The sequence below is a fragment of the Massilia puerhi genome (genome assembly GCF_009861485.1).
Genome location: NZ_WOFW01000001.1, coordinates 326,838 through 341,075, shown reverse-complemented (window position 1 = coordinate 341,075; position 14,238 = coordinate 326,838). Strand labels below are relative to the sequence as shown.

The following is a 14,238-nucleotide window of genomic DNA, read 5'->3' as shown; positions in this document are numbered from 1 at the left end:
ATCAAGAACACGAACGATCGAAGAACTGGATTTGAAAACACCCGAAAGGAAATACCATGCGTCACCGTCACGGCCTTCGTAAACTGAACCGTACCTCGTCCCACCGTCTGGCAATGCTGCGCAACATGACTGTTTCGCTGCTGCGTCACGAAGCCATCAAGACCACCGTCCCAAAAGCCAAGGAACTGCGTCGCGTCATCGAACCGATCCTGACCCTGGGCAAGACCGACACCCTGGCGAACAAGCGCCTGGCCTTCGCTCGCCTGCGCGACCGCGAAATGGTCCTGAAGCTGTTCGCTGAGCTGGGTCCTCGCTACGCAAACCGCAACGGCGGCTACCTGCGTATCCTGAAGATGGGCTTCCGCGTTGGCGACAATGCTCCTATGGCCTACGTCGAACTGCTGGACCGTCCAGAAGTCACTTCGGCTGAAGAAGCACCGACCGCCGAGTGATCGGTAGTCAGACGACTGAAAAACCAGGCTGCCAGCCTGGTTTTTTTTCGACTATTCAAAACGAGTTCCGGCGTGAAACAGTGGTCGGGTGTACCATGCCGGTGCGCTTCACAAACTCTCCGACACCATGCTTCGATTCTCCGTTCGCGGCCTGCTGCAGGCTTGCCTGACGCTGTTCGCCGTCTTCTTCCTGTTCTGTGCAACGCCAGCCCGCGCCCAGCAGGACTTCCTGGACCCCGCCGTCGCCTTCAAGTTCGAGGCGCGCATGGCCGATCCGCAGACCGCCGAGATCACTTACGTCATCGCCCCCGCTTACTACATGTACCGCGAGCGCTTCGCCTTCAAGGCCAGCGGCGCCGGCGTCACGCTGGGCGAACCGCAGATCCCGCCGGGCAAGGTCAAGTACGACCCGACCTTCGAGAAGGATCTCGAGACCCATACCGGCACCCTGACGATCCGGATCCCGGTCGAAGGCAGCGGCCCGTTCACCTTGGTCGCCACCAGCCAGGGCTGCGCCGACGCCGGTCTGTGCTATCCGCCGCAGGAGCACAGCTTCAATCTCGGCGCAGGCGGTGCGCAAGCGGCGTCTGGCCTGCCGATCGGCGCCGGGCAGGGGGGCATGTCGACGCCGCTGGAGTCGGCTCCTGCAGCCCCGGCAGGCGCGCCGCCATCCGATCTGTCGACGATCGCCGGCATCCTCGGCGGCGGCAGCCTGTTGGCCATCGTGCCGGCCTTCATCCTGCTCGGCCTGGGCCTGGCCTTCACGCCGTGCGTATTGCCGATGGTGCCGATCCTGTCCTCGATCATCGTTGGCGAAGGCAAGAACGTGCGCCGTTCGCGCGGCTTCGTACTGTCGCTGACCTACGCGCTGGGCATGGCCATCGTCTACACCCTGCTCGGTATCGCCGCCGGCCTGGCTGGCGAAGGCCTGGCCGCGGCGCTGCAGAACCCCTGGGTGCTGGGCACCTTCGGGCTGCTGATCGTGGCCATGTCGCTGTCGATGTTCGGTTTCTATCAGTTACAACTGCCTAACACCTTGCAGACCCGTTTGACGCAGGCGTCCAACAGCCAGCAGGGCGGCAAGCTGCTTGGCGTGTTCATCATGGGCGCGATTTCAGCCCTGATCGTGGGCCCTTGCGTGGCCGCGCCGCTGGCCGGCGCCCTGGTCTACATCAGCCAGACGCGTGACGTCTTCATCGGCGGCGCGGCGCTGTTTTCGATGGCGGTGGGGATGAGCATCCCGCTGCTGCTGGTGGGGTTGTCGGCCGGTTCGCTGCTGCCGCGCGTGGGGCCGTGGATGGAGTCGGTCAAGCGCCTGTTCGGCGTGCTGATGCTGGCCATGGCGATCTGGCTGGTGTCGCCAGTGCTGCCGCCGGTGGCCGAGATGCTGCTGTGGGCGGCGCTGCTGCTCGGTTACGGGTTTTATCTGCTGCGTCATACCCGCCACTGGGCGGCAATGGCGTTCGGGGCGGCGTTCGCGGTGCTGGGGGCGACGCAGCTGGTCGGCCTGGCCAGCGGCGGCCGAGACGCCTGGGCGCCGCTGGCCCACCTGGGCGGCGCGCCGCAGCACCAGGGGCTGGCGTTCACCCGCGTCAAGACCGTGGACCAGCTCGATGCGGCGCTGGCGGCCAATGCCGGCAAGACCGTGATGCTCGATTTTTATGCCGACTGGTGCGTGTCGTGCATCGAAATGGAAAAATTCACCTTCGTCGATCGGGCGGTGCAGCAAAAGCTGGCCGATACCGTGTTGCTGCAGGTCGATGTGACGGCCAACGATGCCGATGACAAGGCCATGCTCAAGCGCTTTGGCCTGTTCGGGCCGCCGGGGATCATCCTGTTCGATGGGCAGGGCAAGGAAATCGCGGATAGCCGGGTGATTGGCTTCCAGAATGCGGAGAAGTTCCTCGGCTCGTTACAGCGCCTGGAACGGTAGGGTCGGCGGCCTGGCCGCCGACCCGACGATCATGCGTTGGCCCGCTGGCCGTGATGGGCGCGGTGGCCATGATGACGCGGTCCCTTGCGCTGCTGGGACTGCGCATCGAAGGTCTTGCGCTGCTCGGGCGTGAGCTGGGCATAGAACGTGTTCAGCGCGGCCAGGCGCTGCTCCATGCGGGCGGTGCGCTGCTTCTGCAACTCGATCCCTTTCTGCATGCGCTCCGGCGCGCTCAGGCTGGCCCAGGCGGCGCGGTCCGGACGGGCGCCACGCTCACCTTTCTTCTGCGGCGCCTGGCTGGCGACAAACGCGTCCCAGGCCGGCTGCTGCTGTGCATCGAGCTTGAGTGCGTCGCGCAGCTTGGCCTGGCGTTCGGCGCGCTGCCGCTGCATGTTGGCGCGGCGCTCGCCGGCCTTGGCCTGCCACTCGGCCTTCTTGGCCAGGCGCTGCTCGGCGGTCAGGGCCGGACGCGTTTCAGGGGCCGCAGTCTGGGCCTGGGCGCCGAGGGTGGCGCCGAACAGGCCGGCGGCGGTGAGGGCGATCACGAGGTTCTTGCGGAGGGTGTTCATGGTTCTTCCTTTGGTGAGAGTCGGGGTGACGTGCATCCGAATCACTCGCTGCACGGTTCCCATCTTGCGCACAAACTGTAAGCATGAGGTTTCCCCTGTCGCGCACTTTGTATCAATATGTTTCGGGTCTATTCGCTTATACACAGCGATACAAAATGCTTTTCCGGCCTTGTCATAAACTCGGATAATTGCGGTTATGGACAATCCCTCTACGATTCTGATCGTCGACGACGACCGCGACATCCGGACCCTGCTGGCCGACTACCTCGAGTCGAACGGCTACCGGACGCTGGCCGCCGCCGACGGCAACGCGATGTGGAAAGCGCTCGACGAAACGCGTCCCGATCTCGTGGTGCTCGACCTGAACATGCCGGGCGACGACGGCCTTACCCTGTGCCGCAAGTTGCGCGCCACCTCGACCCTGCCGGTCATCATGCTCACCGCCCGCAACGAGCCGCTCGACCGCATCCTTGGCCTGGAGATGGGCGCCGACGACTACCTGCCGAAACCGTTCGAGCCGCGCGAACTGCTGGCGCGCATCCGCAGCGTGCTGCGCCGGTCGCACGCCATGCCATCGAACACCCCGTCCGAGAACGTCCAGCAGATGCGCTTCTCGGGCTGGACCCTGGACCTGACCGCGCGCCACCTGCTCAACCCGGACGGCATCGTGATCATGCTGTCGGGCGCCGAGTTCCGCCTGCTGCGCGTGTTCCTCGAGCATCCGAATCGCGTGCTCAACCGCGACCAGCTGCTCAACCTCACCCAAGGCCGCGACGCCGACCCGTTCGACCGTTCGATCGACATCCAGATCAGCCGCCTGCGCCAGAAGCTGGGCGAAGACGCGCGCATGCCCCAGATCATCAAGACAGTGCGCAACGGCGGCTACGTGCTGGCCGGCCAGGTGGCGGTGGAGCCGGCGGCGTGAAGGATTTCTTCGGGTCGATGACCGGCCGCGTGTTCCTGACCCTGCTGCTGGGGGTGTGGATCTCGGCCGCGCTGACCCAGCTGGGCGCCGACTACCAGCGCCTGCGCGACTGGGAACGCCAGCGCGAGCAGCACCTGTTGGAACGCGCCGAGCAGCTGACCATGGCCACCGAGATCGTGCCGGCCTCGGCGCGCTCGATCTACCTCGAAGTGGCCAACCGCCCGGGCCTGGAGCTCGAAGTGAGCGACACGCTGCCGGCGCCCGGCCCGGCCACGCCGTTCGCGCAGGCCCTGGCCGCGCGCCTGGGCAAGGGCTACAAGGTCGAATCGGTCACCGCCCGTCCGGCCGCCTGCGACAGCGCCCAGCGCCTGCCGATGATGTTCGGCCTGCTCAGCATGGAATACCAGGGCGCCTGCGAATCGCTCAATATCCACCTGCGCGACGGCGCCGAGCTGCGCCTGTCGGTGTTGCCGCCGCGCCAGTCCGCGGCCAGCGACCTCGATTTGCGCAACCTGGTGGCCCTGTTCATGGTCAGCATCGCGGTACTGGCCTACCTGGTGGCGCGCATGACCGCGCGTCCGTTCCGGCAACTGGCGCAGGCCGCGCAAGACCTGGGCCAGGACATCAACCGTCCGCCGCTCGACCTGCTTGGGGCCAGCGAGATCCGCCAGGCCAGCGCCGCCTTCAATGCGATGCAGGCGCGTATCCGCCAGTACATCTTTCAGCGCACGCAGATGCTGGCCGCGATCACCCACGACCTGCAGACGCCGCTCACCCGGATGCGCCTGCGGCTCGAAAAGGTTTCGGACGCCGAGCTGCAGGAACGCCTGATCGGCGACCTGTCGGCGATGCAGGAAATGGTGCGCGAGGGCCTGGTGCTGGCGCGCAGCATGGACACCACCGAGGCGATGCAGATGCTGGACCTCGATTCGCTGCTCGGCTCGGTCGTCGACGACGCCACCGATGCCGGCCAGGAAGTCACGCTCGAAGGGAAAGCCTCGATGGCGGTGCTGGGCCGGCCGCTCGACCTGCGCCGCTGCCTGGTGAACCTGATCGACAACGCGGTCAAGTACGGCCACGATGCGCGGGTGTGCGTCGACCGCATCAACGGCACCGCGCGAATCCGTATCCGCGACAGCGGACCGGGGATTCCGCGCAGCGAACTGGGACGGGTATTCGATCCGTTCTACCGGGTCGAGACCTCGCGCTCGCGCGCGTCGGGCGGCACCGGCCTGGGGCTGACGATCGCGCGCAACGTGACCGAACAGCATGGCGGCAGCATCAGCCTGGCGAACCACCCGGAAGGCGGCCTCGAGGTGACCCTGATGCTGCCGGCCTACTACCCAAACAAGTAAGACGAATCATAAACCGGTAATAACAATGTGGGACAATGCGGCGCCCCTTTCACCGGGGGGCGGCAAGCCACCACGATCAATGATGGAGTCGCCGGAAACGGGCGGCAAGGGACAAGCATGAACAAGAAGAACGCCGGCGTCATCGCCGGAATCGCGGCGCTGGCCGTGGCTGGCGGCTGGTATCTGAACCAGGGCAACGATGCCAAGGCCGAGGGGCCGGGCGGACCGGGCGGCGCGGGCGGCCCGCCGCCGGTGGCCGTCAATGTGATCGCGCCCGAACGGCGCGACGTCGGCGTCGAGCTGTTCGCCAACGGCACCGTGACCCCGGTGAAAACCGTCAACCTGCATCCGCAGACCGTCACCACGATCCGCCAGGTGCATATCCGCGAAGGCCAGTTCGTCAAGCAAGGCCAGCTGATGTTCTCGCTCGACGACCGCGCCGACCTGGCCAATGTGGCGCGCGCCGAAGCCCAGGTGGCGCGCGATTCGGCCACCCTGGCCGACCTCGAGCGCCAGTACAAGCGCAGCCAGGAACTGGTGGCCCAGAACTTCCTGGCCCAGAGCGCCCTCGATTCGCTGCTCAGCCAGGTGGAAGCCCAGCGCGCGCTGGTGCAGTCGAACCAGGCCGCGGCCCGCGCCACCCAGGTCAGCGCCAGCTACACCACGATCCGGGCGCCGATGTCGGGCCGGGTCGGCGCCATCGATGTCCACCCGGGCGCCCTGGTGCAGATGAGCACCTCGCTGACCACCGTCACCCAGCTCGACCCGATCCACGTGTCGTTCACCTTGCCGGAATCGACGCTCGGCGCGCTGCTGGCGGCCCAGAAGCAGGGCAATGTCGAGGTGCGTGTCAATCCGGGCAGCGGCAACCAGGATGCCGCCCCGGTCGTGGGCCGCCTGAGCTTCATCGACAATGCGGTCGATCCGCAGGCCGGCACCATCCGCGTCAAAGGCGAGTTTTCCAACAGCGACACCTCGCTTTGGCCGGGCCAGTATGTGACCGCTAACGTCGTGGTGCAGACCCTGAAGAATGCAGTGGTGATTCCGCAAACGGCCATCATCACGGCCACCAACGGCACCTTCGTGTATGTGCTGGCCGAAGGCAACTCGGCGCGCCAGGTGCCGGTACAGCGCGTGTACGCCTTCGGCGACCGCGCCGCCGTCACCGGCCTGAAGGGCAACGAGCAGGTCATCACCGAAGGCAAGCAGAACCTGCGTCCGGGCGGCAAGGTGCGCCTGGCCGGGCAGGGCGCCACACCAGCGCCGGCGCCGGCCGCGAAACAGGGCGAGCAGGCATGAATCTGTCCGAACTGTGTATCCGCCGTCCGGTGATGGTGGTGCTGCTGTCGCTCAGCCTGGTGCTGGTCGGCATCCTGTCGTATATGCAGATCCCGGTCGCCGCACTGCCCAGCTATAACACGCCGGTCATCAACGTCTCGGCCAACCTGCCCGGCGCCAGCCCGGAAACGATGGCGTCGTCGGTGGCGCTGCCGCTCGAGAAGCAGTTCTCGACCATCGCCGGCATCAAGCTGATCACCTCCAGCAATACCCAGGGCGACACCAATATCACGCTCGAATTCGACAACGATATCGACGTCGACAAGGCGGCGGTGGACGTCCAGGCCGCGCTGCTGGTGGCCCAGCGCCGGCTGCCGCTCGAGATGACCGAATTGCCGGCCTACCGCAAGGTCAACCCGGCCGACGCCCCGATCCTGTTCATGCACCTGACCTCGCCGTCGATGGACTTGTCGGAGCTGAACGATTACGCCGAAAACCTGATCTCGCCGGCGATCTCGACGGTACAGGGCGTGTCGCAGGTCTCGATCAACGGCGGCAAGCGGTTCGCCGTGCGCGTGCGTGCCCGTTCCGACCTGATGAACGCGCGCAATATCTCCATGGACGAGCTGGCAGCCGCCTTGCGCGCCGCCAACTCCAACACGCCGCTCGGCATCCTCGACGGCCCGACCCAGGCGCTGACCATCCAGGGCGGCGGCCAGCTGATGAAAGCGGCCGACTTCGCCGACCTGATCATCGCCACCCGCGACGGCCTGCCGGTACGCCTGCGCGACATCGCCGAGGTGCAGGACAGCTACCAGTCGGTCAAGGCGATGGGCAGCCTCAATGGCGAACGCTCGATCTCGCTGATGGTGCAGCGCCAGCCGAACGCCAACACGGTGCAGGTGGTCGACGCGGTGCGCGCGCTGATCCCGCGCTTCGAAGGCCAACTGCCGGCCTCGATCAAGATCGAACTGGTCAACGACCGTTCGCTGTCGATCCGCGAAGCGATCCACGACGTCAACCTGACGCTGGCCGGCACCGTGCTGCTGGTGATCCTGGTGATCTTCCTGTTCCTGCACCGCGCGGCGGCGACCTTCATCCCGGCGGTGACGGTGCCGATCTCGCTGCTGGGCGCATTGTCGCTGCTCTACTGGTTCGGCTACAGCCTGGATAATATTTCGCTGCTGGGCATCACGCTGGCGGTCGGCCTGGTGGTCGACGACGCGATCGTGGTGCTCGAGAATATCGTGCGCCATATGGAGATGGGCAAGAAGCCGATGGCCGCCGCCCTGATCGGTGCGCGCGAAGTGGGCTTCACCATCATCTCGATCTCGATCTCGCTGGTGGCGGTGTTCATCCCGATCTTCTTCATGCCGGGCGTGATCGGCCTGCTATTCCGTGAATTCGCCGTCGTCGTCGGCCTGGCGGTGCTGGTCTCGGCCCTGGTCTCGCTGACCCTGGTGCCGATGCTGTGCTCGCGCCTGCTCAAGGATGGCGGCCACGTCGAGCCGAAGGACATGTCGTGGATCGGCCGCCGCTTCGAGGCCGGCTTCACCAGACTACGTAATGGCTACGGTAAGACCCTGGACCTGGCGCTGCGCTTCCGCTTCGTGGTGCTGATGCTGGCGCTGGGCACCTTCGTGCTGACCGGCGTGCTGTACACCACCATGCCCAAGGGTTTCTTCCCTGAAGAAGACATCGGCCAGATCCGGGTGACGGTGGAAGCCTCGGAAGACACGTCGTCGATGGCGCTGGCCGAGTTGCAGGGCAAGGTGGTCGACATCGTGCGCGCCAACCCCTATGTGAAAGACACGACCTCGTTCAGCGGCGGCGGCAATGTCGGGCGCATGTTCCTGGTGCTCAAGGACCGCGGCGAACGTCCGCCGATGGACCTGGTCATCGACGACCTGCGCAAGGCCACCCGCGCCGTGCCGGGCGTACAAGTGTTCATGTCGGCCCAGCAAAACCTGCAGCTGGGCGGGCGCCAGAGCAAGGCGCGCTACCAGTACACGCTGCAGAGCGTGTCGGGCGGCGAGATTGGCGGCTGGGCCGAGCAGTTCCTGGAAGGCATGCGCCAGGACGAGCGCTTCCGCGACGTCAACAGCGATTCGCAGAATAAGGCGCTGCAGGCCACGGTCGACATCGACCGCGACAAGGCGGCGCTGCTGGGCGTGACGATGAACGATATCCGCACCGTGATGTACGCCTCGTTCGGCGAACGCCAGGTATCGACCATCTATTCGACCGCCGCCAGCTATTACGTGATCCTGGAAGCGGCCGCGAGCGACCGCTACTATGACGAAGCGCTGTCGCGGGTCTCGGTGCGCAGCAAGAGCGGCGAACTGGTGAAGCTGTCGAGCATCGCCAGCGTGCGCCGCACGGTCGGACCGCTGCAGGTGAACCACCAGGGCCAGTTGCAGGCGATTACCCTGTCGTTCAACCTGGCGCCGGGCGTGTCGCTGGGCGACGCCACCGCCGCCATCGACGACATGGGTCGCGCCATGAAGCTGCCAGCCTCGGTGATCGCGACCTATGGCGGCGACGCCGCCGTGTTCCAGGATACGCAATCGAGCCAGCTGATCCTGATCATCACGGCGATCGGCGTGATCTATGTGCTGCTCGGCGTGCTGTACGAGAGCTATATCCACCCGCTGACCATCCTGGCCGGCCTGCCGTCGGCCGCCGTCGGCGCCCTGATCACCCTGTGGATCTTCGACAAGGACCTGACCCTGATCGCCATGATCGGCATCCTGATGCTGATCGGTATCGTCAAGAAGAACGCGATCATGATGATCGACTTCGCGCTCGACGCCCAGCGCAACCTCGGCATGAGCCCGCAAGAGGCGATCCGCGAGGCCTGCATCCTGCGTTTCCGTCCGATCCTGATGACGACCCTGGCCGCGCTGATGGGCGCGCTGCCGATCGCGCTGGGCATCGGCGCCGGCGCCGAGCTGCGCCAGCCGCTGGGCCTGGCGGTGTGCGGCGGCCTGATCTTCTCGCAGGTGATTACCCTGTACATCACGCCGGTGATCTACCTGTACCTGGACCGCTACAGCGGCACCGGTCCGATGACCGACGAGCAGATCGCCAGGGCGGACCAGGATGCGCCGGCGCATCCGGCCCACCACCCGGCCTGAGCCGGGGAACACGGTAGCGCGCCCGCCGGCCGCCAGTCACGGAAGCGATATGTTCCGATACTGGCGGCCGGAAACATTTGGTAACATCCATCAACCGATGGAACAGGGCGGCCGGGCCGCTAGCGTGATGCGGTTGCGGCGCAAAACGGTTAGACTGCGGCTCTCTGCCGTTTTTTTAGACGTAGCTTCCAGGAAATCGATCCATCTTGCGTGACCATTCCCACACCTACGACCAGGACAGTGAAGTGTGTTCTCACTGCGGGCAGCCCTTGCCGCCCTCGGGGCCGCGCTACGGGCTGGGAATGACGTATGGCCGCAAGGGGCCGAGCCGCTTCGGCGTGGGCGGCACGATCGCGGTCCACCTGTTGCTGGTGCTGCTGTGGTTTTACGAGCCGAAGGAGCCGGAGCAGCGCACGGCGCGGCCGGCTTCCGAAGAGCAGGGCGACAGCCAGGTCGTGTATGTCGCGCCGCTGCAGGAAACCTCGCCGGTCGAGTCCACGCCAAGCCCGACGCCGCGCCCGCTACCGGCGCCGCCCGTGCCGCGCGTGGAGCAGGAGCGCATCATCGTCCAGCGCCTGCCGGACACGATCACCATCCCCAACGAGCGCCCGGCGCCGCCAGCGCCGCCGCAGCCGCAGCGCCAGCAGCCGCCGACCGAAGTCCCGCCCGACATGGACATGGCGGCCTACGTGAAAGCCCAGCGCGAGCGCCGCGGCGCCCCGACCGGCAGCGAAGTGCAGGCCCAGGAAAGCGACGCCGCGCGCGGCACCCGCAACGCGCTGGCCAATATCGCCGCCATCAACGGCCGCGGCACCGACGACAGCAACGAGACCGGCGGCATCTTCTCGGTGACGAACAAGACCTTCAATACGATGGATCTGAAGTTCCGCGGCTGGAACCCGAGCTTCAAGCGGCGCTGGCTGACGGCGGTGACGGTGGAGCAGGGCAGCGAGCGCGATATCGAGACCGCGGTCATCAAGAAAATGATCGAGCTGATCCGGCGTGAGAAGAAGGGCGATTTCGAGTGGGATTCGCACCGGCTGGGGCGGGTTGTAAAGCTGAGCGCAAGGCCGCAGGATACCGATCAGCTGGTGGAATTCTTGTACAAGGAAATGTTCCCGGATTATCGGCCGATTCCAGGCAGGTAATCAGGCTGCAACCGCGTCCTCGCCTTCATCGAGCTCGATTTCGGATTTCCACTTCGATCGTGATTCGGAAACAATGATCCTGGCATGACCGATGCGGTCGAGCGTATTGAGCATGTCCAGCAGGGAGGACACGGTCTTGTCTCCGCTATGTTTGCGTGCAAATAGCATTCTCAGCATCAGATCAATGGCCTTTGGCACCTTGCCACTTTTCTCCCACTTTGCGACGGCCTGCTCGGTGTAACCCACTGCTTGCCCCAGCGATTTTTGTGAAAGTAGTAGCGCGTTTCGGACGTAACGAAACTCGGCGCCGGTCAGCTTGCCCGGTTTGTTGATCAAGGCGTTACAGATAGCAAGAACAAGTCCATCCAGATCGTGAAACGACACGGCCTTGCCATATGGCGTGTTGCGCTCGACGTAGCCGTTTCTCAGCCACACATTGCGCAGGCCACCGTCGGTGAAGCGGTACATGATTTTCCCCTGGAGATGCATTGCTGTGACTACGACCATCGTGGGATCAGCATCGCTGCTTCATCTGAGTCACCTATACAAAATATAGGCTAAGTTGCAGGGTGACACAACAATTTCTCATCCTGTTGAGGTTTGAATCTGCGCCATGTCGCCGGAAAAGCTGAAGCGAGCTCCAAATAAAAATGCCGTTCAGTCTCCACTGAACGGCATGTGTGTCATAACACTGACCTGCCTGGAGCGATCAGCCCGCCTTCAGCTTGCGCGCGATATCCAGCGCAAAATAGGTCAGCACGCCATCGGCGCCAGCGCGCTTGAACGCCATCATCGATTCCATCATGACCTTGTCGTGATCGAGCCAGCCATTCTGTGCCGCCGCCTTGAGCATCGCGTACTCGCCGCTGACCTGGTAGGCGAAGGTCGGCACCTTGAACTCGTCCTTCACGCGACGCACGATGTCCAGGTAGGGCATGCCCGGCTTGACCATCACCATGTCGGCGCCTTCGGCCAGGTCGAGCGCCACTTCGCGCAGGGCCTCGTCGCTGTTGGCCGGGTCCATCTGGTAAGTGTTCTTATCGGCCTTGCCCAGGTTGGCGCTGGAGCCGACCGCGTCGCGGAACGGGCCATAGAAGGCGGATGCATACTTGGCCGAATAGGCCATGATGCGGGCATGGATGTGACCCTGGGCCTCGAAGGCATTGCGGATCGCGCCAATGCGGCCATCCATCATGTCCGACGGCGCCACGATGTCGACGCCGGCCTCGGCGTGGGTGAGCGCCTGCTTGACCAGCATCTCGATCGTCTTGTCGTTGACGATGTAGCCATTCTCGTCCGGCAAGCCATCCTGGCCGTGGGTGGTGTACGGGTCGAGCGCGACGTCGGTGATCACGCCCAGCTCCGGAAAATGCTTCTTCAGTTCGCGCACCACGCGCGGCACCAGCCCATCCGGATTGGTCGCCTCGATGCCGTCATAGGTCTTGACCGACTGGTCGACCAGCGGGAACAGCGCCATCGCAGGGATGCCCAGCTGCACGCACTCTTCGGCAACCTTGAGCAGCAAGTCGAGCGAGACGCGCTCGACGCCCGGCATCGACGCTACCTGCTGGCGCTGGTTCTGCCCCTCGAGTACGAACACCGGGTAGATCAGGTCGGCCGAGGTGATGGTGTTTTCGCGCATCATGGCGCGCGTGAACGGGTCACGGCGCATGCGGCGCGGGCGGGCCGCCGGATAGGCGGAAGCGATAGTGGTCATCTTGAACGTCCTTGCAAAATCAGGCGGAAGGATGATCGTCGTCAGCCGACGGCGCAACGCCTCCATCGACGCCGCTGTCTTCCCCTGCTGCTTCTTCAGATTCTTCCTCGTCACCGTCAGTCAAGCCGGCCAGTTCCAGGATCTTGGCGTCCGCCTCGTCGATGCCGATGCGCTTGAGCGCCGAGAACAGCTGCACCGTGAACGGGAAGCCATTGCCGTCTTCATCCACGTAGCTGTCGAGCACGCCGCGCGCTTCGCGCAGGGCATTGGTCGATTCGTTGCGGTTGAGCTTATCGGCCTTGGTCAGGATGCAGTGAATTGGTTTGCCGGTCGGGGCGAACCATTCCAGCATCTGCACGTCGAGGTCGGTGAACGGACGGCGCGAATCCATGATCAGGATCAGGGCTGCCAACTGGTCACGGCGCTGGACGTAGTCGCCCAGCAGCTTTTGCCAGTGCAGCTTGGCCGTGCCCGAGACTTCGGCATAGCCATAGCCCGGCAGGTCGACCAGCAGCGCTTCGATCTCGTCGACGCGCACGGCGTCCTTGCGGTGCTGGCCCACATGGGCGCCGCCGATCGAGAAGTAATTGATGTGCTGGGTACGACCGGGCGTCTTGGAAGCGAAGGCCAGACCCTTTTGGTTGGTCAGGATATTGATCGCCGTGGATTTGCCGGCGTTCGAGCGTCCGGCGAAGGCGATTTCCGGCACTTGCGTGTCGGGCAAATCGCGCAACTGATTAACGGTCGTGAAGAACCGGGCTTGCCATAATCTGGACATTGGGGAGAGGGATAAGAGGCTACGAAATGGCGTTTGGGAAACAAAGCTATTGTACAATAAGGGGTTGATTGCTGCTCCGCCGCCGGCGGTCACGATCTAGAGGCGCTGCACTGAACTTTCCAACTTTTTCAAGGTGCGTTTATGAATCGCTTGTCGTCCCCCCTGCTCACAACACTGTTGGTCACATCACTCACTGTGTTCGGGGGATTACCGACGGCGATGGCGGCGTCCGCGGTAGCGACCGCCGCCGCCCCCGCACCAGCGGTCAAAGCCGATCCAGCCAAGGGCGGAACCTTGTACGAAAACGGCGACCCGGCACGCGGCCTGCCATCGTGCCTGTCGTGCCACGGCGCGGCCGGCAATTCGTCGATCGCGATCAATCCCAAGTTGTCCGGCCAGTTTGCCACGTATACGCATAAGCAGTTGGTCGATTTCACGACCGTACACCGCCAGCAGCCGATCATGACGACCTACGCCAAGATGCTGACGGAGCAGGAAAAGAAGGATATCTCGGCCTGGCTGGCCACGCAGGTGCACAAGCCAGGCGCGGCGAAGAATAAGGAGACCGTCGAACTGGGTCGCAAGATCTATCGCGGCGGGATCGCGGAAAAAGGCGTGGCAGCCTGTGCCAGCTGTCATGGCGCCACCGCCAACGGTATCCCGGCGCAATACCCGCGCCTGGCCGGCCAGCACCAGGATTACACCACCGCCCAGCTCGAGGCATTCAAGACCGGCACGCGCGCCAACAGCCCGCAGATGACGGTGCTGTCGCAGCGCATGTCGCCGGAAGAGATGCGCGCCGTGGCCGACTATATCGCCGGCCTGCGCTAACGTTCCTGTCAGCGCAAGGCATGGGCATGAGATGAACGGAAAGAGGGCGGCAGCGACGAGCTGGCGCCCTTTTTCCACGCGCAGACTCCTGCTCCGCGCAAGATGAAAGTTGTAG

Annotated in this window: 12 protein-coding genes; 8 read left to right on the top strand and 4 right to left on the bottom strand. The window is 64.7% G+C overall.

Annotated elements, in window-relative coordinates:
* The first annotated feature begins 56 nt into the window (after positions 1-56).
* Together rplQ and dsbD are read left to right on the top strand one after the other, a co-directional pair.
* A complete protein-coding gene (gene rplQ, locus GNT67_RS01470; RefSeq protein ID WP_159627928.1) occupies positions 57-452 on the top strand; it encodes a 50S ribosomal protein L17 in 396 nt (131 codons plus the stop codon).
* A gap of 127 nt (positions 453-579) precedes the next feature.
* Entirely contained in the window at positions 580-2,385 is a 1,806-nt protein-coding gene (dsbD, locus tag GNT67_RS01465) for a protein-disulfide reductase DsbD (protein WP_159627926.1), read from the top strand.
* Positions 2,386-2,414: 29 nt separating this feature from the next.
* Here dsbD and GNT67_RS01460 read toward each other — a convergent pair whose 3' ends face one another.
* On the bottom strand, positions 2,415-2,954 hold the full coding sequence (locus GNT67_RS01460; RefSeq protein ID WP_159627924.1) for a Spy/CpxP family protein refolding chaperone: 540 nt from the start codon (positions 2,952-2,954) through the stop codon (positions 2,415-2,417).
* Between the two features lie 196 nt (positions 2,955-3,150).
* Between GNT67_RS01460 and GNT67_RS01455 the strand changes: the two genes are divergently transcribed.
* The 5 genes from GNT67_RS01455 (at position 3,151) to GNT67_RS01435 (ending at position 10,797) form a co-directional block, all read left to right on the top strand.
* Positions 3,151-3,879 (top strand): response regulator, encoded by a 729-nt coding sequence (locus GNT67_RS01455; RefSeq protein ID WP_159627922.1) that lies wholly within the window; start codon positions 3,151-3,153, stop codon positions 3,877-3,879.
* Positions 3,876-5,234 carry an ATP-binding protein gene (locus tag GNT67_RS01450; protein WP_159627920.1) on the top strand — a complete coding sequence of 453 codons (1,359 nt, stop codon included), beginning with the start codon at positions 3,876-3,878 and terminating at the stop codon, positions 5,232-5,234. Before GNT67_RS01455 ends, GNT67_RS01450 begins: the two co-directional genes overlap by 4 nt.
* 117 nt (positions 5,235-5,351) lie before the next feature.
* Positions 5,352-6,533: an efflux RND transporter periplasmic adaptor subunit gene (locus tag GNT67_RS01445; RefSeq protein ID WP_159627918.1), complete on the top strand. Its 1,182-nt coding sequence runs from the start codon at positions 5,352-5,354 to the stop codon at positions 6,531-6,533.
* Complete coding sequence (locus tag GNT67_RS01440) at positions 6,530-9,649, top strand: efflux RND transporter permease subunit (protein WP_159627916.1); 3,120 nt, start codon at positions 6,530-6,532, stop codon at positions 9,647-9,649. Before GNT67_RS01445 ends, GNT67_RS01440 begins: the two co-directional genes overlap by 4 nt.
* A 206-nt stretch (positions 9,650-9,855) precedes the next feature.
* A complete protein-coding gene (locus tag GNT67_RS01435; protein ID WP_159627914.1) occupies positions 9,856-10,797 on the top strand; it encodes a hypothetical protein in 942 nt (313 codons plus the stop codon).
* Here GNT67_RS01435 and GNT67_RS01430 read toward each other — a convergent pair whose 3' ends face one another.
* The 3 genes from GNT67_RS01430 to yihA form a co-directional block, all read right to left on the bottom strand.
* A complete protein-coding gene (locus tag GNT67_RS01430; RefSeq protein ID WP_159627912.1) occupies positions 10,798-11,265 on the bottom strand; it encodes a hypothetical protein in 468 nt (155 codons plus the stop codon).
* Between the two features lie 241 nt (positions 11,266-11,506).
* A complete protein-coding gene (gene hemB, locus GNT67_RS01425) occupies positions 11,507-12,514 on the bottom strand; it encodes a porphobilinogen synthase (protein WP_159627910.1) in 1,008 nt (335 codons plus the stop codon).
* Between the two features lie 19 nt (positions 12,515-12,533).
* A complete protein-coding gene (gene yihA / locus GNT67_RS01420; RefSeq protein ID WP_159627908.1) occupies positions 12,534-13,292 on the bottom strand; it encodes a ribosome biogenesis GTP-binding protein YihA/YsxC in 759 nt (252 codons plus the stop codon).
* Positions 13,293-13,433: 141 nt separating this feature from the next.
* On the opposite strand from yihA, the gene GNT67_RS01415 reads away from it, so the two are divergent.
* Entirely contained in the window at positions 13,434-14,123 is a 690-nt protein-coding gene (locus GNT67_RS01415; RefSeq protein ID WP_159627906.1) for a c-type cytochrome, read from the top strand.
* Positions 14,124-14,238 lie beyond the last annotated feature (115 nt).